Below are 26,948 nucleotides of genomic sequence, written 5' to 3'. Positions count from 1 at the left end.
AAAGGTCCTGATTGAGCCGTTACGGCCTACGCGAGGGTGCATATGCTTACGGAATAACACTAGAAAGACAATCGAGACACCTTGCATGCACGCCATTATCGGAGCCGGCCCCATGGGGCTGGCGGCTGCCCGTCAGCTACAACGCCATGCTATCCCCTTCGTCGGCTTCGAGCTGCACAGCGATGTCGGCGGCCTGTGGGATATCAGCAACCCGCACAGCACCATGTACGAGTCGGCGCACCTGATCTCATCCAAGGGCACCACCGCCTTCGATGAATTCCCCATGCCCGCCGCAGTGCCGCACTATCCGCGACACCAGCAGATCGGTCAGTATTTTCGCGACTACGCCGAGCACTTCGGCCTACGCCAGCACTACCAGTTCAATACCCGTGTGCTCAAGCTGGAACGCCTCGACCAGGGTTGGCGCCTGGTCAGCGAATGCGCCGGTGTGCAGCGCGAATGGCAGTTCGACGGCGTGCTGATCGCCAACGGTACCCTGCACCAGCCCAACCAGCCGGCCCTGCCCAGTTCATTCGCCGGCGAGCTGCTGCACTCCTCGGCCTACAAGTCGGCGGACATCTTCGCCGGCAAGCGCGTGCTGGTGGTCGGCTGCGGCAACTCGGCCTGCGATATCGCCGTGGATGCCGTGCACCGCGCCGCCTCGGTCGACCTGTCGGTGCGCCGCGGCTACCACTTCCTGCCCAAGTTCATCCTCGGCAAGCCCACCGATACCTTCGGCGGCGCAGTCAAGCTGCCGCGCCGGCTCAAGCAACTGGTCGACGGCCTGCTGGTGCGTGCCCTGCTCGGCAAGCCTTCGCAGTACGGCCTGCCCGATCCGGACTACCGCCTGTACGAGTCGCACCCGGTGATGAACTCGCTGGTGCTGCACCATATCGGCCATGGCGATATCCAGCCGCGCGGCGATATCCAAGCGGTCAGCGGCCATAGCGTGACTTTCGCCAATGGCGAGAGCGCCGACTACGACCTGATCCTCCAGGCCACCGGCTACAAGCTCGACTATCCCTTTATCGACCGCGCCGAGCTGAACTGGCCCCAGGACGCCGGCGCGCCGCAGCTGTACCTCAACGTGTTCCACCCGCTGCACCGCGACCTGTTCATGCTCGGCATGATCGAGGCCTCCGGCCTCGGCTGGCAGGGCCGCGCTGAACAGGCCGAGCTGGTCGCCCTGGTGATCCGCCAGCAACTCGACGGCCATGCCTCGGCCGCGCGTTTCCATGAGCAGGTACAGCAACGCTTCGCTCAGCGCCTGGACGGCGGCTACGCCTACCTGCAGCTGGAACGCATGGCCTACTACGTACACAAGGACAGCTACCGCGCCGCGCTCAAGGCCCATATCGCCGAACTCAAACAGCACCTGACCCCGACTTCGCCAAAGGAAAGCCTCGATGCCTGCCGTCAATCTTGAGTTTTCCCCCAGCGCAATGATCGCGCTGAACGCCATCATCGCCCTGATGATGTTCGGCGTATCCCTGGAGCTGCGCGCCGATGACTTCAAGCGCATCCTGCGCACGCCCAAGGCGCCGCTGATCGGCCTGTTCGTGCAATTCGTGCTGCTGCCGGCCAGCACCTGCCTGCTGACCACCCTGCTGCCGATCGACCCGAGCCTGGCCCTGGGCATGATCCTGGTCGCCACCTGCCCGAGCGGCACCTTCTCCAACATCATGACCTGGCTGGGCCGTGGCAACGTCGCCGTGTCGGCCAGCGTCACCGCGGTATCGAGCATCACTGCGGGGATCTTCACCCCGCTCAACTTCGCCCTGTACGCCGGGCTCAACCCCAACACCCGGGCGCTGCTCACCGAGATCAGTGTCGACCCGGTCGAACTGCTGGCCATGGTCGTGCTGGTCCTGGTGCTGCCGATGATCGCCGGCATGCTGCTCGGCAAGCGCCGCCCACAGCTTGCACGCCGAATGGAGAAACCGCTGCGCAACTTCTCCCTGCTGGTGATGCTGGCCTTCGTCGGCGGTGCCTTCGCCAAGAACTTCGAACAGTTCATCGAACACTTCCACCTGTTCTTCTGGCTGGTGGTCACGCTCAACGGCATGGCCCTGCTACTCGGCTACCTCTGCGCACGCCTGTGGCGCCTGCCGGAGGCCGACGTGCGCGCGGTGACCCTGGAAACCGGCATCCATAACTCGGCCCTGGGCATGGCGCTGATCTTCACCTTCTTCCCACAGGCCGGCGGCATGTTGCTGATCGCCGCCTTCTGGGGTTGCTGGCAACTGCTGGCGGGGCTGGTGCTGGCACTGTTCTGGGCCCGCCGCCCACCGGCGGGCCAGCCTGCCGCCGTGCTTGGCGAAGGAGTGCAATGATGCGCGTAGCGCTGATCACCGGCGCCGCCAGCGGCCTCGGCTGGGAGCTGGCCAAGGCCTGCCACGCCCGTGGCGACAGCCTGCTGCTCACCGATATCGACGCCGTCGGCCTGGCCGCACGAGTCGCCGAACTGGGCGGTGAGCGAGTGGAAGGCCTGTCCGGCGACATCACCGATCCCGAGCTGCACCGCCAACTGCTCGACGCCTGCCAAACCGTATTTGGCCGCCTCGACCTGCTGCTCAACAACGCCGGCATCACCCACCGCTCGCCAACCACTCGCACCGACCCGGCGGTGTTTCGCCGGGTCATGGCGGTGGACTACCACGCGCCGCTGGAGTTGACCCTGGCCGCCCTGCCGCTGCTGCGCGAGAGTCGCGGCCAGGTGGCCGCCATCGGCTCCATGGCCGGCTGGATGCCGGTGCTCGGCCGCGCCGGCTACTGCGCGGCGAAAAGCGCCCTGGCCCAGGCCTTCGAGGTGCTGCGCGCGGAAATCGCCCGCGACGGCATCCAGCTGCTGATGGTCTACCCGAGCTTTCTCGACACCCCGATCGACCGCAACGCCCTCGGCGGCGACGGCCAGCCGGCCGGCCATGCGCGCTCGACCATAGGCCGGGTGCGCGGCGCCGACTGGATGGCCGAGGAAATCCTCAAGGGCCTGGCTGCCGGCCAGCAACGCCTGTTTCCCGATCGCGGCAGCTGGCTGGCCAGCCTGCTCTGGCGCGTGGCACCGGCACTGTACTACCGGCAGATGAGCCAGCGCTTCGCCGCGGAGATGGACTGATGGCTTTCACCCCCTACGCCCTCGGCGCCTTCATCCTGCTGGCCTACACCCTGGAAGCCGTCACCGGTTTCGGCAGCATCGTGATCGCCTTATCACTCGGTGCATTGCTGCTGCCGATCGACCAGCTGCTGCCGGTGCTGGTACCACTGAATATCGGCATGACCGGCTACCTGGTCTGGCGCCACCGCGCGCAGATCGACCGCCCGCTGCTGCTCGGCACCATCCTGCCCGGCATGCTGCTCGGCACGCTGCTCGGCTACCTGCTGCTGCCGTATCTGGACGAGGCGCTGCTCAAGCGCGGTTTCGGCGTGCTGATCCTCTGGTTCGCCGGGCGCGAGCTGTGGCGCCTGCGCCATGCTGCCGCGCTGCCGGTGCGCCCGCAGTGGCTGACCCGCCTGCTGACCCTCGGTGCCGGCCTCAGCCACGGCCTGTTCGCCTCCGGCGGGCCGCTGCTGGTGTTCGGCCTGGCCGGCACCAGCCTGGACAAGGCGCGCTTTCGCGCCACCCTGGTCAGCGTCTGGTTCACCCTCAACAGCCTGCTGACCGCAGCCTTCCTCGTCGACGGCCGCCTGCTGCCGGCGCTGCCGCAGGTGCTGGTCTATGCCCCGCTGCTGCTGGTCGGCCTGTGGGCCGGCGAGCGCCTGCATCGGCGCTTCGACGAGCGCCACTTCCGCATCGCCATCTACATCCTGTTACTGGTCACCGGCACCCTGCTGCTGGCGCCCTGGAGCCTCGTATGAGCTACGACATCATCATCAAGAACGGTCTGTACTTTGACGGCACTGGAGCCCCTGGTCGCCTGCGCCATCTCGGCATCAAGGCCGGGCGCATCGACACCGTCAGCCTCAGCCCGCTGATTGAGAACGGCTGCCCCGATGTGTTCGACGCCGCTGGCAAGTGGGTCACTCCCGGCTTCCTGGAAATCCACTCGCACTACGATGCCGAAGTGATCGCCGCGCCGGCGCTGAAGGAATCGGTGCGCCACGGCGTGACCAGCGTGACCATCGGCTCCTGCTCGATCAGCATGGTGCTGGCCGATGCCGAGGATTGCTCGGACCTGTTCACCCGCGTCGAGGCGGTGCCGCGCGAATACGTGCTGCCTATCCTGCAGGAGAAGAAGACCTGGCGCGACGCCGCCGGCTACCGCGCCTTCTACGACGAGCATCCGCTGGGGCCGAACGTCAGCTCCTTCCTCGGCCACTCCGAATTGCGCGTGGCGGTGCTCGGCCTGGAGCGCGCCACCAGCAAGATCAAGCCCAGCGAAGCCGAGCTGCAGCGCATGGAACAGCTGCTGGAAGAGGCACTGGACGTCGGCTGCATCGGCCTGTCGGTGATGACCACCAAGCTCGACAAAATGGACGGCGACCGCGCCTGGTCCAGCCCGTTGCCCTCGACCTTCGCCAGCTGGAGCGAGTTCTCCCGCCTGTTCGCCGTGCTCCGTCGGCGCGGCGCGGTGCTGCAGGGCGCGCCGGACGCGGTGACCAAGGTCAACGTGTTCGCCTTCCTCTACCAGGCCCACGGCTGGTTCAGAAAGCCACTGAAGTGTTCGATGCTCACCGCCCTGGACCTCAAGTCGCAGCCGCTGCTGCACCGCTTCACCCGCCTCTCCGGCTGGCTGGCCAACCGCGTGCTGCTCGGCCACTTCCGCTGGCAGACCTTGCCGGCGCCCTTCACCCTGCGCCTGGAAGGGCTCAACGTGAACGCCTTCGAGGAGTTCGGCGCCGGCGAGATCCTGCGCAATATCAAGGACCCGGACCAGCTGTACGCCAAGGTGCTGGAGCCGGAGTTCCGCGCCCTGTTCAAGAAGCAGGTCAAGGCCATCCTCACCAAGGGCCTGTGGCACCGCGACTTCTCCGACTGTTGGGTGACCGAGTGCCCGGACGCCAGCATGGTCGGCCAGAACTTCAAGCAACTCGGCGCCGCCCGTGGCCTGGACCCGGTGGATGCCTACTTCGAGCTGGCCTGCCAGTACCGCGAGGCGCTGAAGTGGACCACCTGCTACGGCAACCAGCGCCTGCCGGTGATGCACAAGCTGCTCTCCAGTCCCTGGACCCAGCCCGGCTTCGCCGACTCCGGCGCGCACCTGCGCTCGATTGCCCAGTACAACTTCCCGCTGCGCTTCCTCAAGTACGTGCGCGACGCGGAACTGGCCGGCACCCCGTTCATGGACATGGGTCGCGCCGTGCACCGCCTGAGCGGCGAGCTGGCCGACTTCATCGGCGTGGATGCCGGCACCATCCGCGTCGGCGACCGCGCCGATGTGGTGATCGTCAACCCGGCCGGGCTGACCGACGAGCTGGACGAGATGCATGAAGCACCCATGGAGGTGATCGGCCTGGAGCGCGTGGTCAAGCGCAACGACGCGGCGGTCGATGCCACCCTGATCAACGGCCGCATCGCCTACCGGCGTGGCGCCGAGTTCCCAGCGGAACTGGGCAGGCAGCAGGGCTTCGGGCGCTTCCTCGCGGGCCAGCTGCCCGCCTTGCAGAGGCCGTAGCTGGCGAAAAAGCCCGTCGCGCCTGGGAGACTTTGACTAACCTTCTCCCTGCTCCTGCTGCCCCGTGTAGAGAGCGATTCGACTGACAGGCGACTGACTGCGACGTGCATGACGCAAGCGACCGCCCTGTTCCAGAGGAGTGGACCATGACGCGAAATCTCCCGCCCCTGCTCCTCGTGATCGGCCTGACGCAGGCTTCGTCGGCATTCGCCCTGACGTTCTACTGGACGGGGTCTGATTGTTACAACTGCTCAGGGTCCTGGACGCCGGCAGAGGTGCCCGACAGTCCGGGCGAGGATGCTTTATTCGGCAATGGCGGCACCAACAGTGTTCTGGTGGCGGCCCCGGTCAATCCCTCATCCTGGCTGTTCCAACCCAACGGTCAGGACTACGTCATAGTCGGCGCGCCCGTGGTCTTCGCCGGCGCCGGCCTGGTCATCGACTCGCCCGAACTGATCGCCATCAGCAACAACCTCGGCGGCAGCAGCGGCGTCATCAAGAATGGCGTCGACGGGACGCTGGCCCTGTACGGAACTAACACCTACACCGGCGGCACCACGGTCAATAGCGGCACCCTTTCGGTCGACGTGGATGCCAACCTCGGCGCCCTGAGCGGGCCTTTGACCCTCGGCAACGGCACCCTGAACACCAAGACAACCTTCGCCACCAACCGCGCGGTGACCCTGACCGGCAACGCTTCGCTCACTCAGGCGCTCGGTACCCGCTTCACCCTGAACGGCGTGATCGGCGGCACCGGCAGCCTGAATCTCAACGGTGACGGCAGTGGCGGCGGCTTCGTTACCCTGAGCGGAGACAACACGTACACCGGCGGCACCCGCCTCAACGCCGGTAGGCTCACCATCAGCGCGGACAGCAACCTCGGCGCCTCAAGCGGCACCTTGACCATCGGCAACGGCAGGCTGCACACCCTGCAGAGTTTTGCGAGCAACCGCCTGGTCACCCTGAACGGTGATGCAGAATTCACCCAGGCAGCCGGTACCGACTTCACCCTGAACGGCTTGATACGCGGCACCGGTAGCCTGACCCAAAACGGCGACGGGACGCTGGTTCTGAACGGCGCCAACACTTACACCGGTGGCACCCGCATCAACGCCGGCACTCTATCCATCGACGCCGACAGCAGCCTCGGTGCCTCGAGCGCCCATCTGAGCATCCGAAACGCCACCCTGCACACCCAGCAAACCTTCGCGAGCAACCGCCTGGTCAGCCTGACCGGCGATGCCGGGTTCACCCAGGCAGCTGGCACCGACTTCACCCTGAACGGCGTGCTCAGCGGCACCGGCAGCCTGACCCAGAGCGGCAGCGGAACGCTGGTGCTGAACGGCGACAACGCTTACACCGGTGGCACCCGCATCAACGCCGGCACACTCTCCATCGACGCCGACAGCAGCCTCGGCGCCCGGAGCAGCTCACTGAGCATAGGTAACGGCACCCTGCACACCCAGCAGAGTTTCGCGAGCAACCGCTCAGTGATCCTGCTTGGTGATACATCGTTCACCCAGGCAAGCGGCAGCAATTTCATCCTCAACGGCGAGATCGGCGGATCCGGCAGTCTGACCCAGAGGGGCGACGGGGCGTTATTCCTGAGCGGAACCAACAGCTATACCGGAACTACCGAGCTGAACAGCGGCTCCCTGTTCGTCAATAGCTCGATCACCGCTTCCAGCCAGCTAACCACCACTCCAGCAACATTTCTCGGCGGTACCGGCACGCTGCCGCAAAGCACCGTCGGCGGTAGCGTTTCACCAGGCGCTGCCCGCGACAGCAGCGGCACCCTCAGCATTGCCGGCAACCTGACCACCACACCCACGGCAAGTTACGTTGTCGACTTCAATTCCAGCGGCGCGCCCGACCTGATCCACGCCAGCGGGATCGCCACGCTGAACAATGCCGGCGCCAGCACCGTACTCCATGACTTTATCCCGGTGGTGAACCAGCCTTATGCAATCCTCACCGCCGACGGCGGCGTCAACGGCACGTTCATCTACCCGACCCGCAGCCTGCCACTGTCAAATATCAGCCTTACCTACGACGCGAACAACGTCTACTACCTCGTCACTCGTAACGAGGTTCCAATCGGGGGCACCCCAGAACCTCCAATAGTCGGCGTACCACCCGGCGAGGGTACGCCCGAACACCCTATCGCGATCACCCCGCCACAAGAGTCGACAGGCGGGGCCGTGGACGAATTGCCGCCGGACAACCCGATCCTCGGCGCGATCGTTCTACTGCCCACGGTGAGCGAAATCCGCGACGCCCTCGACCAGTTGTCCGGGCAGATCTATCCATCGCAGCAGACCCTGTTGCTGGAGAGCAGCCACTTCGTGCGGGACGCAGTCAACGAGCGTCTCGCTGCGCAACAGGATGAGCCGCTCACGCCCCTGCTGACCTCGCTCGGCACGCTGCAACTGGCCCCTCGCTTGACCGCCTGGGTGCAACTCGACCCACACCCGAGCGCGTGGCTGCAAGGTGTCGGCGCGCGCAGGAAGCAAGGTGACTTGGTGGATGACACCGCCGGCACCTTCTTCGGCATCGACTCGCGCATTACGGACAGCACAACCCTGGGCCTCATCGGCGGCTACACGCGCTCGGACGTGGACGCTTCGCACGGCTCGTCCACCAGCGACAACTACAGCCTCGGCACCTATGCCGGTACGCAACTCGGCGCCTGGTCGCTCAAGGCCGGCACCACCTACACGGTCAGCGAGATCGACAGCCAACGGAGCGTGCGCTTCAGCGGCTTCAGTGACTCCCCTAGCGCAGACTATTCGGCCAGCACCGGCCAGGTCTTCGCCGGCGTCAGCTACAAGGTCAGCCTGGGAGCCGCGCTGCTGGAGCCCTACGCCGACCTTGCATGGGTCAAGGTCAGTACCGAGGGGTTTACCGAGCACGGTGGCCCTGCGGCCCTGCGCGTGGACGACAATGACCAGGACATAACATTCAGCACCCTGGGCATACGCCCCAGCTACACCTTCGCCATCCGCGACATGCCGATGAAGGTCAAGGGCGGGCTGGGCTGGCGCCACACCTTCGGCGACCTCGAACCGTCCAACAGCATGGCATTCGCCCCCACCGGTACCTTCGCGATACCCGGCGTAGCACTGGCCGAGGACACCACACTCGTCAGCCTGGGACTGGAAGCGGCCCTGACCCCGACTGCCAGCCTGAGCCTGGCCTACAACGGCCAGTTCGGCAGCGATACGCAGGAGAACGGCCTGACAGGGTTGTTACAGATCAATTTCTAATAGCGCGCCCCTTGCCCGTATCAGGGGTTCTAGAACCAGCGCATCGCTGCCGCTGCCCGCTCTCATGCAGCGCGTCTATCGTGCCTATCGGCTTGCCGGCCATGGCTGATCGGTTACCATGCCAGTCCGCCTGAATAGCCGCTAACCGAGAAGTCCGATGTCGCACGCCTGGAGCCCCGAAAGCTGGAGAAGCAAGCCGATCCAGCAACAACCCGCCTACCCTGACCTCGCCCACCTGCAACGTGTCGAGCAGACCCTGGCCGGCTATCCGCCGCTGGTCTTCGCCGGCGAGGCGCGCGAGCTGCGTCGCCAGTTTGCCGAGGTCACCCAGGGTCGGGCCTTTCTCCTGCAGGGTGGCGACTGCGCGGAAAGCTTCGCCGAATTCTCCACCCTGAAGATCCGCGACACCTTCAAGGTGCTGCTGCAGATGGCCATTGTCATGACCTTCGCCGCCGGCTGTCCGGTGGTCAAAGTCGGGCGCATGGCCGGGCAGTTCGCCAAGCCGCGCTCGGCCAATGACGAAACCATCGATGGCGTGACCCTGCCGGCCTACCGTGGCGACATCGTCAATGGCATCGACTTCGACGAGAAAAGCCGTGTACCGGACCCGGAGCGCCTGCTGCAGGCCTACCACCAGGCCACCGCCAGCCTCAACCTGCTGCGCGCCTTCGCCCAGGGCGGCTTCGCCGACCTGCACCAGGTGCACCAGTGGAACCTCGATTTCATCGCTAATTCGGCGCTGGGCGAGAAGTACAGCCAGCTGGCCGACCGCATCGACGAAACCCTGGCCTTCATGCGCGCCTGCGGCATGGACGGCGCCGCCCAGGTGCGCGAGACCAACTTCTTCACCGCCCACGAAGCCCTGCTGCTCGGCTACGAACAGGCCTTCGTGCGCAAGGACAGCCTCACCGGCGGCTGGTACGACTGCTCCGCGCACATGCTGTGGATCGGCGACCGCACCCGCCAGCTGGACGGCGCCCATGTCGAATTCCTGCGCGGCGTCGGCAACCCGATCGGGGTCAAGGTTGGCCCGAGCATGGACCCGGACGAGCTGATCCGCCTGATCGACATCCTCAACCCGGACAACGACCCCGGCCGCCTCAACCTGATCGTACGCATGGGCGCCGACAAGGTCGAAGCGCACTTCCCGCGTCTGCTGCGCAAGGTGCAGGGCGAAGGCAAGCAGGTGCTGTGGAGCTCCGACCCCATGCACGGCAACACCATAAAAGCCAGCAGCGGCTACAAGACCCGCGACTTCGCGCAGATCCTCTCCGAGGTGAAGCAGTTCTTCGCCGTGCATCAGGCCGAGGGCACCTACGCCGGCGGCATCCATATCGAGATGACCGGACAGAACGTCACCGAATGCATCGGCGGCGCGCGGCCGATCACCGAGGCCGGCCTGTCGGACCGCTACCACACCCACTGCGACCCGCGGATGAACGCCGACCAGTCGCTGGAACTGGCCTTCATGATTGCCGAGACGCTCAAGCAGGTGCGTCGCTAAGCGTCTACCTACGCGCCGTTCCAACCACTGCTGGCGGGAAGCAGTAGCGCCTCGGCGCATGGTTGGGACGGCATTTCCGTAGGGCACGCATTACTCGTACGTGACCTAGCTGCACAGGCACACGCCAGTGCGGCGACAACCTTCACTCAGGTTTGCTGTCACGCACCCCGGCGCTGTTGTCCAGCAGGCTCTGGGTAGCGACCTGGAGGAACGCCTCCAGGCGCTGCTGCAGCTCGGCTTGGGCCGGGTTGTCGGTGAGCAGATCGACCCTGGCTCCGGCACCCAGCTGGTAGTCGTACAGGCGCGGCGCCAGGCCCTTGGGCTGCACCAGGATCTTCGAGCCGCTGACGATGGCCACGGTAAAGCGAGCAGCCGGGCCAAGGCACGCGGGACGACTATTGGCCATGCTGCGCAATGACCCGTGAATTTTTTGTCGAACGGACTGACAGCCTCCATACGCGCCTGTTAGGTTCAGCCCCCTCAAAAGGATCAGCTCTTCAGCAAGGAAGCCCCATGCGCAGCATTCTTCTATTCGCCCTCCTCGGCGCCTGCACCTTGGCCAGTGCCGACGGCCTGCAGCTGCAGCGTCAGGAAGGCTTCCAGAGCCATTACAGCGGCACCCTGACGGTTTCCGGCCAGTTCCAGTTTTTCGCCGAGGACGAGTTCAACCACGGCCTGTGCTTCTACCCGCAAGGCAGCAGCGCCGCAAAGATCCCGCGCAGTGCCGACGACGAGCGTCTGCCCTGGTTCTGTTTCAGCAATCAGCAGCAGGCCTTCGCCTTGCTCCAGGTGCCATCGTCGTTGCCGGCCGGTTTCTGCAGCGCCGAGGGGAGTGCGCAGCTGAGGATCTCCCACTACATGACCGACACCACCCCTTCGGAGGTCTCGGACATGGCGCGCCTGGAGAGCATCCTGCAAAGCAAACCGACACGCCTGCAGCCCTGCGAGACGCCTGACTGAGGGCCAGTCAGCGGCTGGCATGAGTCGCTGATTCCCGGAGTGCCGCCGCCGGATATAAGCGCTGTAGAGCAGATGCCGATTGCGCCTTTCCTGCAGGCTTTTCGGCCAGACGCTCGGCAGCATCGTGTAAAGCCGCGTGGTTACTGAGTTGCGCGCTCAAGGTTGAAGGCGTGCTTCGTCGCCAATCGGTCGCCGCCAAGGCCTTGGCGCTGTACTCTCGACGCAGGCCATGTGCCATCACTCGAACCACCCGAACTGTGCGCCGCACACCCGCATCACCCTCAAGTTGCGGGTGTCAGCGGCCGATAGTGTCGGCAACCCACACGAACGGAGCCCCCCATGCAACAGGGCCTTTTAGCGAGCTTTATGCCGCAGACCAAACTCAGCCCCAGCGACGAGCTGCTCAGCCGCATGCTGGCCTTCTTCGCCTTCTGCGGCCTGGTCATCGGCCTGTACAGCGGGATCAAATGGGGCCGCCTGGGTAACGATGCGCTGATGCAGGGCTCCTTCCTGCTGATCATCGGCATGCCGCTGGGGTTGCTGCTCCTGCGTAACGCCTGGCTGCCGGCGCGTGGCGTGGCCAACTTGGCCATGGCGCTGATCAGCAGCTACACCATGATCCTCATCTACCAGCTGGGCGGCCTGCACTCGGCACATATCTTCTGGCCACTGGTGGTGATCGGCTTCGCCTACCTGTTGCTCGGCGGGCGCACTGCGGCCTTCTGGGCCCTGTGCCAGATGGTGTTCGTGTTCTGGCTGATTCGCCTGCAGCGCAGTGGCGTCGAACCGCCGAACTTCGAGTTGAGCCCGCGTGACGCCATGCTCAACGAGTACTCGGGCTACATGCTGCCGGTGCTGACCATGTGGCTGGCCCAGTGGTACAGCTCCAAGGTGCGCCAACAGGCCTTGGACGGCGCCCAGCAGAACCTCGACGAGGCCGAGCGCGTGGGCAAGGCCGCCACCCTCGGCAGCCAGCAGCTGGCAGCCCTGCTCGATGAAGTACGTCACGGCGCCGCCGACCTGCGCCAGCTCTCCGTGCAGCTGTACCAGACCCTGGACAGCATGCGCCTGCGCTGCCAGAGCATCGACGGCGACGTGCAACAACAGTCCGACGCCATGCACCAGCTTGACCTGGCCGTGCATCAGGTGCTGGAAAACCTTGCCGACAGCACTGCGCAGATGCAGCAGCTGAGCCAGGACACCCAGCACAGCAGCGGCCAGGTCACCACCTGCGCCCAGCGTATGCAGGACGCCCAGCAGAGCATGCAGGCCATTCAGCAGAGCAACCAGCGCATCGCCGAATCCATGCAGATGATCAGCGCCATCGCCCAGCAGACCAACCTGCTGGCGCTCAACGCAGCCATCGAGGCAGCCCGCGCCGGTGAACACGGACGCGGCTTTGCCGTGGTTGCCGATGAAGTGCGCAGCCTGTCGCAACGCAGCAACCAGACGGCCGACACGGTGCAGAACGTGCTCGGCCAGTCCGAGCAGATCGTCAACACCGGTGCCGATCAAGTCTGCAGTGTCGGTGAGGCGCTCAGCGAAAACGCCGCCCTGACCGCCAACCTGTCCGGCGCCATCCTTCAGCACAGCCAGGCCCTCGACCAGGCCCACCGCCAGTTGGCCCAGGTGCGCGACAACAGCGCCGCCCAGCGCGAAGCCAGCCTGCGCCAACGCCAGGCCAGCGCCGAACTGCTCAACGCCCAGGAGTCACTAGTGGGATTAGGGGAGCGCCTGGAACAGCTGTCGCAGCAACTGCATCAGCGAGTCGCTTCGCAGCAATAAGGCAGATACCGATCGAAGAAGAGCCCGCCGCATGGCGGGCTCTTTGGTTCAGGGCAGCGGCTGGCGCAGATAGCGCCTGCTCAGATCAGCGCCGAGCTGTTGGCGCTGCTCGGCCACGGCTCGCCAGAAGCCCTCTGCCAACTCAGGATTAGCGCTGTAGAACTGATGCGACAGCGGCAGGTACCAGTCGGTATCCAGCAGCGACTGGGGCAGGAACATCAGTTGCCCCTGCAGTTGCAGGCGCTCGATCAGCTCCAGGGCGATCTCGCGTTCCAGCACATAGCCATCCAGGCGCCCCGCCGCGACCATTCTGAGCGCCGCGGCTTGCCCCAACGACTCGCTGGCGAGCACGCCTAGCTCACGCAGACGCTGACTGGTGGCATAGCCCAGCGGCGCACCAACGCCATGGCGAACCCCGGAAAAGCGCTGACCATCCCACTGCAGTGCGCTGCCAGGGCGCACGATGATCGGGTACTCGACACGCCACAGGCGCTGATTGACATCGATCGGGATCTGGCGCTGAGGATCGCGACCGGGGTAACGCCCCCAGGCATCGCGATCCGCCTGCCAAACGGCAATGAACAGACCATCGCTGTCGCCCTGCCGTACCTCATGCAAACAGCGCTTCCAGGGTTGCTGGTGCAGATCCAAACGTAACTTGGCCTGGTAGGCGGCCTGCTGGATCAGCTCGATAATCAACCCCGGCTGCTCTACCGACGCCTCGGCCGGCGGGCTGGTGTAGGGCGGCAGGCCGCCCAGCTCATAACAGAGTCTGAGCCGCGGCCAATCTTCCTCCGCGGCAGCAACTGCGCAGGACAGGCCGCCAAGCACCAGCAGAATCAATACGCGCAGGCTCGCCATGCCGCTTCTCTCTTGAGCAGTTAGGTTAAGCATGGCGGTACATAACGCCAACGTCCAGAAACACGCCGACCAATTCCACCCTGCCGGTACTGCTGACGTTCAGTCGTTGCTCGGCTTGTTCACGGCCTGCAGCACGTACTGCGGCAGGGCGAAGGCGCCCTGATGGATTTCCGGGTTGTAGTAGCGCGTCACGATGCTGCTGCCGGCAAAGCGCTGGCGCAGGGTTTCCAGTGGCAGCTTGCGGTACTCGGCGTCGGTGGAGCCCCAGGCGAAGGTCATGCTGCCACCGATATAGGTGGGCACCGCTGCCATGTAGAAATGCCAGTCGGCGAACAGGCCATCCATGCGGCTGGCGGTGTTCTGCACTTCGGACAGCTGCATGAACGGTGTGCCGTTCTGCGTGACCAGGATGCCGCCGTCGTTCAGGCAGCGCCGGCAGGCCTGGTAGAAGTTCTCGGAGAACAGCACCTCGCCCGGGCCGATCGGGTCGGTGGAGTCGGAGATGATCACGTCGAACTTGTCTTCGGTCGTCGCGACGAAGTTCATGCCGTCGTCGATCACCAGATTCAGGCGCGGATCTTCATAGGCGCCGCAGCTGTGGTTGGGCAGGAATTCCTTGCACATCTCGACCACGGTGCCGTCGATCTCGACCATGGTGATGCTCTCCACGCTGCGGTGCTTGCACACTTCGCGCAGCATGCCGCCGTCACCGCCGCCGATGATCAGCACGCGCTTGGCGCTACCGTGGGCGAGGATCGGTACGTGGGTGAGCATTTCGTGGTAGATGAACTCGTCGGCCTCGGTGGTCTGGATCACCCCGTCCAGGGCCATCACCCGGCCCATGCGGGCGTTCTCGAAAATCACCAGATGCTGGTGTTCGGTGCGTACCTCATGCAGCAGCTTGTCCATGCGAAAACGCTGGCCATAGCCGTCGTAGAGAGTTTCCTGGTAGTCGCTCATGGGTAGTCCCCCGTCGAAGTGGTGGATGCGGACGGACTGAGAACCTGTGCAAAGGCATGCGAGCTAGAGCCAGACAAGGCGAAATCGAGCGAAGAAGCGCAGTTTACGAGTGCTAAATGAGCATGACTCGTTTCACTCGCCCTTCGGGTCGAGCTAAAGCTCATTAGCGGCAAGCCGCTTTCTGAGCTCGATTTCAACGCAGTATGGCCGACGCGCAGCAGGCTTTGGACAGGTTCCGTCACCCGCCCATGAAAAGGCGCGCATTGTAAGTGCATAACCGGGGTGGCTCCACCGCCAGGCTGCAAGTGGATGTGTGAGAACGCCTTCCTGCGGTAGACGCCGACAGGAAGGACAGGGTTCAGAAGCCTGAGGGGTTTATAGACGAACGTTGCCACGCGGCCCGGCCAGGGCCCAGATGATCAGGCCGAGCACGGGGAGGAAGACGATCAGCAGCACCCAGACCACTTTCATCGTGGTTTCCGCGTTGCTTTTCACCACATTGATGATCACCCAGATATCCAGAACCAGAATGACGAGACTGAGAAGACCGCTCAAGATAGAGCCCATGGAAACACTCCTGTGTGATGGGGTTGCCTGCTTAGGATAAACAGAATCCGCCGATGTTCCATGTTCCTCGCTAGTCTTGGGCAAAAGCGTCTGAAAACGGGAACATGCGACATATTTCTATGTTTTTACGCCAGCATGTGACTTTCCAGTCAGGTTTCGCCATCAACAATGCACAGGCCACGGCAATAAGCGCTTTCGTCGGCCAGATCGCATATTGGGCAGCCTCTGGAGAAACAGACCCATGAACACCATGCTCCGCGTCAACGAAGCACTTTTGATTGCCGGCCGCGCCTTCCAGCCGTTCCAGTGTGTCGCCTGGACCCAGCAGGATGGCAGCGGTGAACTCATCAACCTGACCGTGATTGACCGCACCAACACCCGCGTCGGCCAGGCTCGTCTCACCAGCAACATTTACCGTGACCCGGCGCAACTGGCCGATGTACTGATCCAGTCGCGCGAGCAGCTGAGCAGCCAGGGCTTCGCCCTCGAGCCGTGGAGCATGCCGGAGTAAGACTCCGCTCTACCCGGCCTGCCGCCACCCCGAAGCCCCCTCTGCCGCAAGGCGAGGGGGCTTCGCTTTTCCACGCCCCCCCTTGCAATCCGCTAAGCTGCCCTCCCGCAACGGCCACTCTGGAGGGACCCATGCCACGCCTGCGCCATCTGTTGCTCTGTCTCCTGTTATCGACACCTTCCCTATTCGCACACGCCGATGCGCCCTCCGAGGCCCTAGCCGCACAGATCGAACGTCTGGTTGAACTGCTCGGCGACGGTTACAGCAGTGGCTATCCGGAAGCCAGCCTGTATCGTTTGGCGGATCCACAGCAGCCAGACTCTCAGGCGTTCGCCGTGTTTACCGTGGAAGGCTACGGGGGCGGCAATGGCCACTTGCAGTATCTGGCAGCCTTCCAGCGCGGCCAGGGGCGCGACGGCAAGGAGCACTACCAGTTTCTCGACGTGGTGTGGATCGGCGGCAAGAGCTTCCGCTCCATCGATGACATCGACGCCTTGGAGCTGCTCCCTGCGGGCGGCATGCGGGTGCACCTGTCCGGCATGGCCAACAGCGCAGAAGATGCGCCTAACTTCCCCAGCCAGCCGCTGCGGGTACAGCGAGACCTTATCCAGGGGCGCTTCCTCGGCGAAAGCTGAGACCTGGCAAGATCTGTGGGTTTATTGTCATTGTCGCCAAGTAGGGCCGAGCGCAGACTGCGCTCATCTTCTTGCGAGAGTCGCCCATGGACCCGCTACGCACCATTGCCGGCCTGATCTACCCGGATTTCATGAGCCTGGATGTAACCGGCCCGCTGCAGGTATTCGCTTCGGCCAATGTCGAGCGGCAACGCCAGGGCCTGCCAAGCACTTACCGTCTGCTGGTACTGGCCGAACAACCCGGCCCCGTCGCCACCTCGGCGGGTTTCCAGCTGGTTGCCGAGCAGGCCTGGCGCGACAGCGACCCGGCCGAGCTGGATACCCTGCTGATTCCCGGCGGCCTCGGCGAAGGGGCGCAGTGCCAGAACTCAGCGCTGCTGGCGTGGCTAAGAGCAGCCGAACCCAAAGTGCGCCGCCTCGGCTCTGTGTGCTCCGGCGCCCTGATCCTGGCGGCCGCCGGCCTGCTCGATGGACGCCGGGCGACCACCCACTGGGCGGATGTCGAAGCCTTGCGCGCTTATCCGCAGATCGAGATCGACGGCAATCGCCTGCATACCTACGACCCCAGCGGTCGCGATGGCGAAGCCCATATCTTCACCTCGGCCGGGGTCACCGCCGGCATCGATCTGGCCCTGGCCCTGGTCGAGGCCGATCTCGGTCGCCCGCTGGCCCTGGCCGTGGCGCGGCGCCTGGTGATGTTTCTGCGCCGCCCCGGCGGCCAGGCGCAGTTCAGCGCCCTGCTCACCCCACAGGCCAACCGCACGCCGCGCCTGCTCGGCCTGCTCGAGTGGATGGCGCAGAACCTCTCAGCCGATCTGTCGCTAGAAGCCCTGGCCAGCCAGGCCAACCTGTCCAGCCGCAGCCTGTCGCGCCTGTTCGTCCAGGAACTGGGTATGGGCCCCGGTCGCTACGTGGAACGCTTACGCCTGGAGGCGGCGCGCGCGCTGCTGCAGGACAGCGGCGCCTCGATCAGCACGGTGGCGCGCCTGACCGGCTTCAACCACCCGGAAAACCTGCGCCGCACCTTTCACAAACACCTGGCGGTCAGCCCCCAGGACTATGCCGAACGTTTTGCCTGATCAGGAGAGATAAGCATGCTGCAACTACGCCCCGGCTGCGAATGCTGCGACCACGACCTGCCGCCCGACTCGCCGGACGCCATGATCTGCTCGTTCGAATGTACTTTCTGTCGCGACTGCACCGAACAGCGCCTGCACGGCCACTGCCCCAACTGCGGCGGCGAGCTGCTGCGCCGACCGATTCGCCCCGCCACCAAGCTGGCTGCCAACCCACCCTCCAGCACACGCTTCCACAAGCCAGGCGGCTGCGCCTGAGGATTTCACCATGCTGCTTCTGCGTAACCCCACCCTGCTGAAACTGTTCATCGCCCAGGCCTTGTACTGGAGCTGCGCGATGATCGGCATCACCCTCACCGCCCTGGTCGGCCTGCAGCTGGCACCCAGCAATGCGCTGGCCACCCTGCCGCTGGCCCTGCTGGTGCTGGGTAATCTGCTGGCTACCCAGCCGCTGTCGCTGTTCATGCAGCGTCACGGGCGGCGGCCGGGGTTGATGCTCGGTGCCGGCGCCGGTGCAGCGGGCGGACTGCTCAGCGCACTGGGCGTGTGGCAGGCGGACTTTCTGCTGTTCTGCCTGGGCGCGCTGCCGATTGGCGTCTACCAGGCCTCGGCGATGTACTACCGCTTCGTCGCGCTGGAGGCAGTGGACACGGCACACCAGGGCCGGGCGACCGCCTGGGTGGTCGGCGGTGGCGTATGCGCCGCCCTGCTCGCACCGAGCTTGACGCTGTGGTCGCGCCATCTTTTGAGTACGCCCTTTGTCGGTGCCTACCTGGTGCTGGCTGTGCTGGCCGTGACCGCCGCGCTGCTGCTCGCCAGTCTGCGTGAAGGGCGCTTACCGGCCCCGGCCAATGGCGGCTGGCAGGCGCTGCGCCAACTGCTGAGCCGGAGCCCGGTGCGCGCGGCGATGGCGACCACCGCCATCGGCCACGGCCTGATGTATCTGGTGATGAATGCCACGCCGCTGGCCATGAGTTTCTGCGGCCTGTCACTGGAAGCCAGCGCCCAGGTGATCCAGTGGCACCTGCTCGGCATGTTCCTGCCGGCCTTCATCGCCGGCCCCCTGGTAGATCGCCTCGGCAGCCGCCGCGTGGCGCTGCTCGGCATCACCCTGGTCAGCCTCAGCGCCGGCATTGCCCTGAGCGGCCAGGCACAGGTGCACTTCCTGGTCTCCTCCTGCCTGCTGGGTATGGGCTGGAACCTGATGCTGGTGGCGGGTACCACCTTGCTCGGCACCGGTCACACGCCGGCCGAACGTGGCCAGGCCCAGGGGCTGATGGAGTTGGGGAATGGCACGATGGCGGCGCTCGCCTCGTTCGCCTCCGGCGCGCTGATCAGCGGCATCGGCTGGAACCCGGTCAACCTGGCCATCCTGCCATTGCTGGCGCTAGCCCTGCTGGCCTTGCGCAGACCGGCAAGCCGAACAGCGATGCAGACCTAACCGGGTAGGAGCATCTCAGGCGCCGTGCACGCTCACCTGATTACGCCCATTGCGCTTGGACTGGTACAGCGCATGGTCGGCCCACTCGATCAGTTGCTGGTGGTCGTTGCTGCTCTGCGCCAGGTCGGCGACGCCCAGGCTGATGGTGAAGGGAATCAGCTGGCCGTCATAGTCGACCTGTAGCGCCTCGGTCTTCTGCCGCAAGCGCTCGGCAAACAGGCGCGCGCCGGCGCTGTCGACGTCCGGCAGGAGAATGACGAACTCCTCGCCGCCGTAACGCCCGGCGATATCGGTATCGCGCGCTTCCTTGCGTACCACGTCGGCAACCGCCTGGATCACCTTGTCACCCGCCTGGTGACCATAGGTGTCGTTGACCTTCTTGAAGTGGTCGATATCGAACATCACCAGCGCCGCCGTGCTGCCGTAGCGGCGATGACGCGAGTACTCGCGCTTGAGTTCTTCTTCCCAGTGCCCGCGGTTGTTCAGCCCGGTCAGGCGGTCGGTGCGCGACAGGTGCTTGAGCTGGCCGTTGGCCGACTGCAACTGGTGCTTGTTCACCGCGACATTGGTGACGTCGTAGATGATCAGGCAGACATGCTCGACCACGCTGTTGGTGGCCTGCAGCGGCAGGATGGTGGTGTTCTGGTACATGAACTCTTCCTGGCCGGTGATCGGCTGGTAGTTCTTGAACCGCACCAGGTAGGGTCGCTGCTCCCAGATGGTGAATGCCGGCGTGCCGAGGGTCACCACGCTTTCCACCTTGTGGCGGAACCATGGCTCCTCGACCTCGGGAAACAGGCTGAAGAAGGACTTCTGCACCGCATCGTGGGCCGTGCGGCCGGAGCGGTTCTCCATGAAGCTGTTCCACACCTCCACGCGGTACTCGCGATCCAGCACCACCACGCCGACGTCGATGCTCTGCACGATGGCCAGCAACCAGTGAAACTCGTTGAGATCCATGCCAGCCATGTCTTAGATCATCCCATCAGGTAAGCGAGTTTGTGGGTCAGCAGCGGTACCGAGTCCTCGGTAAACAGTAGCAACAGGTCGAAGTGGATGTCGTGCCCCTCGATGCTGTAGCTGACCTCGACTGCCAGGGTCTTGCGCCAGCGCTGTTGATTGAGGCGGATCAACTCGTCGATCGAGGCATGTTCGCCGAGTATCTGTGGGTGGCCCTGGGAAAACTTCACGTTGATCTGCTCGGCGATGCCACTCAGGCAGGCGCCGATCACCACGCTGGACATGTCCAGGAGCATTTCCATCGGCTGGTAGTCATGTTCCTGGCGCTGCATCAGCCTGGCCATGTCGGCCACTTCCGAGTCATGGAACAACAGTAGCGCCTCACCGCAGATGCCACCGCCAATATAGCCCTGACACACCGCCGTCAGACGATCACCCTGCTGGGCATCGATCAGCGCCATGTGCAACTCGCCGACCTCGAGGATGTTGACGTTGGGCACCGGCAACTGCACGAACACCCCCAGCACCCGAGCCAGCAGTGCAGCGGCGCGGCCCATGGCGACGTTGATTACCTCGCGGAAGGCATCGCGGAAAGTCACCTGGGGCTCGCTGAGGCTGGCCGACACCGGGGCCCCGCCAGTCGCCGCCAGCAGCCCCAGGCGCTGCAGGGTCTCTTGCAGCAGCGCGGGCTCAGCCGGCTTTTTCAGGAAGGCCAGCGCGCCCAGCTCGGTAACCCGGCGCAGCGCCTCGTCCTGCACGTCGCCGGAAATCACGATCACCGGGCATTGCAGGCCTTCGGCGCGGATCGCCGTGAGCACGCCGTAGCCGTCCAGCACCGGCATGGTCAGGTCGAGCAGGAGCAGATCGAAATGCTGCGTGCGCAGCAGCTCCAGCGCTTCCTGGCCGTGGCTGGCCTGGCTGACGGTCACCGGCCAGTCGGCAGGTAATGCACGCAGCAGCTGCTTGCGCGCCATGTTGGAGTCGTCGCAGACCAGTAGGGAGAACGTTGGCATTTCCTTCCCTCGTGACTAGCACGCGAAATGACGGGCTGCGCTGATCGCCCCGGGTCATCGCTTCAGCCATGCCAGAAGTCCGGCGATGGCCATACAAAATGCGCGGCATAAGGAAACATTTTTTCTCCGCGCACGCCATAGCAATGTGCCATTACTTTGTCGACTAGACGACATTTTGTATGCAAACGACTGCAGCAGAAACGCACAAGGCGACCGAAGTCGCCTTGTTGGAACTCAACCGCGCCTATCAGTAATAGGCGTTCTCGCGATTACTGTGGTCGGTCACGTCACGCACGCCTTTCAGCTCCGGGATGCGCTCGAGCAGGGTCTTCTCGATGCCTTCCTTGAGGGTCAGGTCGGCCTGGCCGCAGCCCTGGCAACCACCGCCAAACTTGAGCACAGCAATACCCTCATCGACCACATCGACCAGGCTGACCTGGCCGCCGTGGCTGGCCAGGCCCGGATTGATCTCGGTCTGCAGGTAGTAGTTGATGCGCTCGTTGATCGGGCTGTCTTCGTTGACCATCGGTACTTTGGCGTTCGGCGCCTTGATGGTCAGCTGGCCGCCCATGCGGTCGGTGGCGTAGTCGACCACGGCGTCTTCGAGGAACGGCTCACTGACCGCGTCGATCCAGGCGGTGAAGCTGGCCAGGCCCAAGGCGGTGTCTTCCGGCTTCTGCTCGCCCGGCTTGCAGTAGGCGATGCAGGTTTCCGCGTACTGGGTACCCGGCTGGGTGATGAACACACGGATGCCGATGCCCGGAGTGGTCTGCTTGCTCAGCAGATCAGCCAGGTAATCGTGGGCCGCGTCGGTAATGGTGATGGCGCTCATGGCAACTCCTCGCAAACATGGGCGCAGTGTACGCCAGTCGGCTTCACGGATAAAGTCCTACCAATTTAGTAGGAATAATTCCCAGCCCGCCGATGAACACGCTCACCGACGGGCCCTGTCACAGATTCTGGTAGCGATTCATGTCCAGCACGCCCGCCTCGACCGGCTCGGTTTCGCGGATATAGGCCGACAGATCGTGGAAATAACGCCAGAACTCGGGATGGCTGCGACGAATGCCCCAGCGCTCGACCAGTTTGCCGAACGCGTTGGGATCGCGCACCTGCTCCAGGCTGCTGACAAACTCAGGCACCTGACTGGCCGGCACATTGAACAGGAAGTTCGGGTAGCTGGTCAGCACCCCCGGATAGACCGTCAGGGTGTCCAGCCCCGGCTGATAGCGCAGCGATTCACCGGCGATAAAGGCCACGTTGCTGTGCGCACGGTTGCGCAGCAGGCTGTAGATCTCGCGCCGGCCATCGGCCAGTTCGACGCGCAGCAGGCTGGCTTCCGGCAACTGGTCGATCACCTTGAGCCCTGCCGCCGGTTTGCCAGGCAAACGGCTGAGTGCCTGTTCGGCATCCTCCAGCTCAGTGGGCAAACCCGGGCGGTAGCACTCGGCCGTAGTGCAGCGATTGAGCGGGTCGGGCCGCGCATTGATATCCGCGTAGCGTTCCAGCAAAGCCTGGGCAAACCCGCGCTTGGGGTCGCGACCCTCGAGCTTGAGGGCGGTCGGGGTATGCAGATCGGCATTCACATAGGTCAGCCACATCTTCAGCTTGCCGCTGCTCTGGTACCAGTCATCCAGATAGGTCTGGCGCGACTCGGCCGGTAGCAGGCGCAGGAAGTTCAGTTCGGCACCGTTACGGATCAGGTCGAAGTACAGCCGGGTCTGCGCCTGGTGCGAGACATTGCCGAACACGTCGAAGTTGACCACTAGTTGGTAGTAGGTGCGCTCGAACAGCGGGTAATCCATCAACCACAGGGTCTGCGGAATCTCACCAATCAGACCTTTGCGCACCGAAGCGCTGTCGTACTGGCGGAAGATCGACAGCAAGGCGTTGTCGTTGCCGGCCCAGATGCTCGACCAGCTGGGTGCCGGCGCATCGGCATAGGCCTGCTGGCGCAGGTCCTCGTACTGGTTGCGCTTGTTGCGATAACTGCGCCATACCCCCGGTAGATCGCCGATCTCGTCGAACTGCCCGGGCATGGCCAGCAGCGGCGTGGCTTCGGAACGATAGGCGGCATCGGTCAGATAGAGGTCACGCTCCGGCGCCTGGAACAGCGCCCAGAAGTTGTCGCGGATCACGTCGGTGGCGATCTGCCCACGGCACACCGGGCCGCGGATAAAGGTGCGCACGAAGTACTCGGCGTTATCCAGCATGAACTGGTAGCGCGCCTGCGGCGGGATGGCGGCGAAGGTCTCGAAGGGGTTTTCCCGGCGTTGGGCGCCGTAGCCGGGCACCGCATCGGTGGTCCAGTCCGTGCCGTAAAACAGCTCGTTGACCCGCGCCAGCTTCTTCGCGCTGAGCGGATAGGTGATGTGGGTCTTGTGCACGATCACACCCTGGATCGGCCACAGGCGGTAATACACCTGGGTGCCCGGGTCTTCGTTGGGCCGCCGGGTGGCGATTGCATCGATCGGCTGGCCGCTGGGCGTGCGCGAACGCACCAGCTGGAAAAAATGCCCCGGCTCGCCGCCCTCGAAGTACAGGTGGGCGAGGAACAGATGCTCGAACAGCCAACGCCCGACCAGCGCCTCGCGCGCGCCTGGTGCATTCAACAACCCTTCCCACTCGGCGATCTGCTGCTGTTCGGCAGCCGAAGGTTGCAGCGCCTGCTCATCCACCGGCGCGCCCTGTTTCAGCCATTGCTGCAGCATGGCGTATTCGGCGTCGCTGAGGCCGGCCACAGCGAACGGCATACCGGCGTGGGCGAACTGTTTCTGGTAGGCATCGAATTCACCCGGCAGCGGGCACTGATTGTCGCGGGCGATGGAGATATCCAGCTCGGCCGGCAGCTTGGCATTCGGCACCGGCGGATTGCTGCGCCCCAGCTCCAGCATGCGCGCCATCAGCGCTGCCTGGCCATTTTGTGGGTTCAGCACCGACTCGAAGCCCTTAGCGCGCCAGGCCGCCTCACCCTGGGCATCGAAATACAGGCGCGTAGTGGCTTGAGCCTTAGTTCGCCCGCCGTCATACACTGGCAGCTTGCTGGCCCCGCGCAGCACGCCCTCGCCACTGCCCAGGTTGAGCTGGCAGGGCGCGTCATAGCAGGCGTGGCAGGCCACACACTTTTGCGTGAGGATGGGCTGGATGTCGCGGCTGTAGGAAACCGCTTCGCTGGCGCCGGCGAGGCCGGACAAGATGAAACCGAGGAAGAAAATTGCAAATCCCTGGCGCGACATAAACCCAGCCCTGTGTGTGAATGACGATTCTATCAGGCCACTGAAAACGGCTGCCGAATCGCCCCAGGTTTCGTGGAGGCCTCGGGTATTCAATAGACTAGATCCAGAACCAGGCCTGCTGCTTCGCGTTTGAAATCTGTACTGAGTGATCTTCTGGTCTCGTAAACATCTTATTGCTGGGCAAAGCTAAACGCCCCATCGGGGTGTCCAGAGTCATTGAGCCACAACAGTTTTTCGAAACTGCTTCACGAATGCCGCGGCAGCAAGGTGAGAGCCGTACACTGAAAGATGATCGCCGTCTTGATAAATCATCTTTCCGTCATGCTCTGCGTAGCAATAATTCTCGTCGCAGAAAGCCTTGGGAAGATCAAGAACCTTAACCTGTGGGAACTCTTTGAGAACACTATGAACAATAGCCAGATAGTCCTTGACCCTGGCATCGAATGACGACCGTTCGATTGCGCAGGGTCTGATTACTTTGGCCTCTGTCATGCGAACGGGCCTGGTAAGATCGAGGCATTCCATTGGATGGAAACCAAGCTCAGGGTTGTCGATGACGAAGACTACTTTCTTTCCTGCTTTGGTAAGCAATGCCACGGTGTCACGCATCCCTATCTCAAAAAGCTTTTTAGGGTCGCGCAGCTCCTTGTTGCTTGGTTTGGTCAGTACAAATTTCCAGTCAGCATCTGGCGTGCTGCCGAATCCGCTCCCGGTCAGATACATTGGGCCTCTACTCGCTAGGAACACTGTTTTGATCTCTGCCTGGAGCGCCAGGTCAAAGGCGTGCTTCATGAGTGGGGCGCATCTCGGCTGGCTTGAGCGCTGTCCGCTTTCAATGTCAATGAATGGAGGGCAGCCAGAGCCTCCAAGCGCCAATATGCCTCGACCTTGCTTCTCGTAGATCGAGGCCAGGCCAGGGAACAGACGCCTAGCATGGCTATCGCCAATGATCATGACGTCAGTTTTTCGGTCTGGGCTTTCCATGCAGCTCTTTGCAAGAGGGTGCTTTTCGAGGCATTGCTTGCTGACCACAAACTCAGGGGCAGTGCCCTTGAATTGATCAAGTCGCTGATTGAATTCGGTAGTCCTACTTGGAATCCCGCCATTCGTATAGATGTACGCTCCAGCGGCGCCGATCAAAGCCATAATTAACAGCAAACTGACTGGAACGCTCCAGTGTTTACGGAATCGCAGATTGTTCTCGATCAGCTTCATCGTGGCATATGCCAGGATAATGCTGCTTACGACCGCTGCGGCTCTGATCTCGCGACTGGCATTTCCATCCTCCATGATCCTAGCAAAAGCAAGCAGCGGCCAATGCCACAAGTAAAGAGGGAAACTGATCAACCCGAAAAACACCGCTATCTTGCTACCCAGAAGCACGCGATTAATCCAAGAGGACTGCCCAGCAGCGATCACCAGAATGGTTCCGGCAACGGAGAAGGAAGCTGTCCATCCAGGGAACTCTGAATTCTTGTCCAGCACTAGGAATGGCAGGCCGATCATCAGTAGGCCAAGCGCTGAGGCGGCGGTGGCTGCTGCACCATGATGTGCGGGGTCACCACCCGCCATTGCTAAATTGCAGATGAAGCGCTGCAACTCCGTATGTTTGTAGATGCATATCCAGGCGAGAAGGCTGCCGGCCATTAGCTCCCATGCCCTTGTGAAGGGCAGATAGAATGTCGCGACCTCGTCCTTTCTGATCATGTCGATATTTAGGCAAAAGGATGCCGCAGTAAGTCCCAGCGTTATGGTCAGCAGGTTTAGGCGCAGCTTCCAGGCGGCCCAAAGGATAAGCGGCCAAGCAAGATAGAACTGTTCCTCAATCCCAAGAGACCAAAGATGCAGCATTGGTTTGAGATCGGCAGCGGTATCGAAATAACCTGACTCACTCCATAGCGCCCAGTTGGCGGCAAAGCCTGAGCCGGCGGCTATATGCTTCCCGAGCTGCTTGTATTCGTTGGGTAAGAGCACAAACCAGCCGCACACCAAGCTGAAGGACATGACCAGAGCCAGGGCTGGGAAAATTCGCTTGATGCGGCGCGAGTAGAAATCGATGAAGCTAAAACTCTGATCGTCCAGCTTGGAGATAATGATGCTGCCGATCAGAAATCCGGAGATAACAAAAAACACATCAACGCCAGCAAACCCACCAGGCAGCCAGAACGGGAAGGCATGGAAAGCCACGACAGCCAGAACTGCAATAGCTCTGAGGCCTTCTATGTCAGCCCTGTACTGTTGGGATGCATGCAACTGCTCGGGGCTTAATCCGACGTTGAGTTGGGCTGTCATCTGGAGCTTTCCTGTGGGTGCCTTTGTTCTAGCGGCGCGCATTCTATAGTGTGGCGTCCAGAAATACTGACGGCGGTATTCTTTATGCCCTTTAAGTCTAGGGAATGTATCGCTGCTGTTTGCCCGCTCCCGTACTTACCCAACTCATGCCAAATGGCGCACAAAATCTCATAGCTCTGCGCGCCTTCTCTAGCGCCAGACATTCCGCCAATCTGTGCAAATCCCGCGGTGCGCATAGACGTAGCGCCTTGCGCTGGCTGCCTCGCCAA

General features: G+C 63.5%; 23 protein-coding genes. 14 read left to right on the top strand and 9 right to left on the bottom strand.

Going from position 1 to position 26,948, the window contains the following annotated elements; genetic code table 11:
* The first annotated feature begins 85 nt into the window (after positions 1-85).
* From LRS11_RS14370 to LRS11_RS14340, 7 genes are all read left to right on the top strand, one after another.
* Complete coding sequence (locus tag LRS11_RS14370; RefSeq protein ID WP_260493624.1) at positions 86-1,426, top strand: NAD(P)/FAD-dependent oxidoreductase; 1,341 nt, start codon at positions 86-88, stop codon at positions 1,424-1,426.
* Positions 1,407-2,333, top strand: coding sequence for a bile acid:sodium symporter family protein (locus tag LRS11_RS14365; protein WP_260493623.1), 927 nt, complete (start codon positions 1,407-1,409; stop codon positions 2,331-2,333). Before LRS11_RS14370 ends, LRS11_RS14365 begins: the two co-directional genes overlap by 20 nt.
* A complete protein-coding gene (locus LRS11_RS14360) occupies positions 2,333-3,115 on the top strand; it encodes an SDR family NAD(P)-dependent oxidoreductase (RefSeq protein WP_260493622.1) in 783 nt (260 codons plus the stop codon). Before LRS11_RS14365 ends, LRS11_RS14360 begins: the two co-directional genes overlap by 1 nt.
* Entirely contained in the window at positions 3,115-3,855 is a 741-nt protein-coding gene (locus tag LRS11_RS14355; protein WP_260493621.1) for a sulfite exporter TauE/SafE family protein, read from the top strand. The genes LRS11_RS14360 and LRS11_RS14355 overlap by 1 nt, the downstream gene beginning before the upstream one ends.
* Positions 3,852-5,612, top strand: coding sequence for an N-acyl-D-amino-acid deacylase family protein (locus LRS11_RS14350; protein WP_260493620.1), 1,761 nt, complete (start codon positions 3,852-3,854; stop codon positions 5,610-5,612). Before LRS11_RS14355 ends, LRS11_RS14350 begins: the two co-directional genes overlap by 4 nt.
* Positions 5,613-5,887: 275 nt before the next feature.
* Entirely contained in the window at positions 5,888-8,878 is a 2,991-nt protein-coding gene (locus LRS11_RS14345) for an autotransporter domain-containing protein (RefSeq protein WP_260493619.1), read from the top strand.
* A gap of 157 nt (positions 8,879-9,035) precedes the next feature.
* A complete protein-coding gene (locus LRS11_RS14340; protein ID WP_260493618.1) occupies positions 9,036-10,382 on the top strand; it encodes a class II 3-deoxy-7-phosphoheptulonate synthase in 1,347 nt (448 codons plus the stop codon).
* A gap of 142 nt (positions 10,383-10,524) precedes the next feature.
* Here LRS11_RS14340 and LRS11_RS14335 read toward each other — a convergent pair whose 3' ends face one another.
* On the bottom strand, positions 10,525-10,788 hold the full coding sequence (locus tag LRS11_RS14335) for a hypothetical protein (RefSeq protein WP_260493617.1): 264 nt from the start codon (positions 10,786-10,788) through the stop codon (positions 10,525-10,527).
* A 107-nt stretch (positions 10,789-10,895) separates the two neighbouring features.
* Between LRS11_RS14335 and LRS11_RS14330 the strand changes: the two genes are divergently transcribed.
* The gene (locus tag LRS11_RS14330) at positions 10,896-11,342 is read left to right on the top strand and encodes a hypothetical protein (protein ID WP_260493616.1); all 447 of its coding nucleotides are present in this window, start codon (positions 10,896-10,898) and stop codon (positions 11,340-11,342) included.
* Between the two features lie 339 nt (positions 11,343-11,681).
* Positions 11,682-13,127, top strand: coding sequence for a methyl-accepting chemotaxis protein (locus LRS11_RS14325; protein ID WP_409519735.1), 1,446 nt, complete (start codon positions 11,682-11,684; stop codon positions 13,125-13,127).
* A 48-nt stretch (positions 13,128-13,175) separates the two neighbouring features.
* Here the strand turns inward: LRS11_RS14325 and LRS11_RS14320 are convergent, their stop codons facing one another.
* The 3 genes from LRS11_RS14320 to LRS11_RS14310 form a co-directional block, all read right to left on the bottom strand.
* Complete coding sequence (locus LRS11_RS14320; protein WP_260493614.1) at positions 13,176-13,988, bottom strand: substrate-binding periplasmic protein; 813 nt, start codon at positions 13,986-13,988, stop codon at positions 13,176-13,178.
* A 99-nt stretch (positions 13,989-14,087) separates the two neighbouring features.
* Positions 14,088-14,948, bottom strand: coding sequence for a polyamine aminopropyltransferase (gene speE, locus LRS11_RS14315; RefSeq protein WP_260493613.1), 861 nt, complete (start codon positions 14,946-14,948; stop codon positions 14,088-14,090).
* Positions 14,949-15,323: 375 nt separating this feature from the next.
* Complete coding sequence (locus LRS11_RS14310) at positions 15,324-15,515, bottom strand: PLDc N-terminal domain-containing protein (protein ID WP_260493612.1); 192 nt, start codon at positions 15,513-15,515, stop codon at positions 15,324-15,326.
* A gap of 241 nt (positions 15,516-15,756) precedes the next feature.
* Here LRS11_RS14310 and LRS11_RS14305 point away from each other — a divergent pair, with 241 nt between their 5' ends.
* From LRS11_RS14305 to LRS11_RS14285, 5 genes are all read left to right on the top strand, one after another.
* Complete coding sequence (locus tag LRS11_RS14305) at positions 15,757-16,026, top strand: hypothetical protein (RefSeq protein WP_260493611.1); 270 nt, start codon at positions 15,757-15,759, stop codon at positions 16,024-16,026.
* Between the two features lie 131 nt (positions 16,027-16,157).
* Positions 16,158-16,661: a hypothetical protein gene (locus LRS11_RS14300; RefSeq protein WP_260493610.1), complete on the top strand. Its 504-nt coding sequence runs from the start codon at positions 16,158-16,160 to the stop codon at positions 16,659-16,661.
* Between the two features lie 86 nt (positions 16,662-16,747).
* Positions 16,748-17,740, top strand: coding sequence for a GlxA family transcriptional regulator (locus LRS11_RS14295; protein ID WP_260493609.1), 993 nt, complete (start codon positions 16,748-16,750; stop codon positions 17,738-17,740).
* A 15-nt stretch (positions 17,741-17,755) separates the two neighbouring features.
* Positions 17,756-17,995 carry a DUF1272 domain-containing protein gene (locus LRS11_RS14290; protein WP_260493608.1) on the top strand — a complete coding sequence of 80 codons (240 nt, stop codon included), beginning with the start codon at positions 17,756-17,758 and terminating at the stop codon, positions 17,993-17,995.
* A 13-nt stretch (positions 17,996-18,008) separates the two neighbouring features.
* Positions 18,009-19,178 carry an MFS transporter gene (locus LRS11_RS14285; protein WP_260496927.1) on the top strand — a complete coding sequence of 390 codons (1,170 nt, stop codon included), beginning with the start codon at positions 18,009-18,011 and terminating at the stop codon, positions 19,176-19,178.
* 15 nt (positions 19,179-19,193) lie between these two features.
* Here the strand turns inward: LRS11_RS14285 and LRS11_RS14280 are convergent, their stop codons facing one another.
* From LRS11_RS14280 to LRS11_RS14260, 5 genes are all read right to left on the bottom strand, one after another.
* The gene (locus LRS11_RS14280; RefSeq protein ID WP_260493607.1) at positions 19,194-20,147 is read right to left on the bottom strand and encodes a diguanylate cyclase; all 954 of its coding nucleotides are present in this window, start codon (positions 20,145-20,147) and stop codon (positions 19,194-19,196) included.
* A gap of 8 nt (positions 20,148-20,155) precedes the next feature.
* Positions 20,156-21,151 (bottom strand): response regulator, encoded by a 996-nt coding sequence (locus LRS11_RS14275; protein WP_260493606.1) that lies wholly within the window; start codon positions 21,149-21,151, stop codon positions 20,156-20,158.
* A gap of 247 nt (positions 21,152-21,398) precedes the next feature.
* Positions 21,399-21,983 carry a Fe-S biogenesis protein NfuA gene (gene nfuA, locus LRS11_RS14270; RefSeq protein ID WP_260493605.1) on the bottom strand — a complete coding sequence of 195 codons (585 nt, stop codon included), beginning with the start codon at positions 21,981-21,983 and terminating at the stop codon, positions 21,399-21,401.
* Positions 21,984-22,101: 118 nt separating this feature from the next.
* The gene (locus LRS11_RS14265; protein ID WP_260493604.1) at positions 22,102-24,387 is read right to left on the bottom strand and encodes a fatty acid cis/trans isomerase; all 2,286 of its coding nucleotides are present in this window, start codon (positions 24,385-24,387) and stop codon (positions 22,102-22,104) included.
* A gap of 213 nt (positions 24,388-24,600) precedes the next feature.
* A complete protein-coding gene (locus LRS11_RS14260; protein ID WP_260493603.1) occupies positions 24,601-26,679 on the bottom strand; it encodes an acyltransferase family protein in 2,079 nt (692 codons plus the stop codon).
* Positions 26,680-26,948 lie beyond the last annotated feature (269 nt).

Source organism: Pseudomonas sp. J452, from assembly GCF_024666525.1.
Lineage (GTDB): Bacteria > Pseudomonadota > Gammaproteobacteria > Pseudomonadales > Pseudomonadaceae > Aquipseudomonas.
This window is presented reverse-complemented; position numbering and strand designations above follow the sequence as displayed.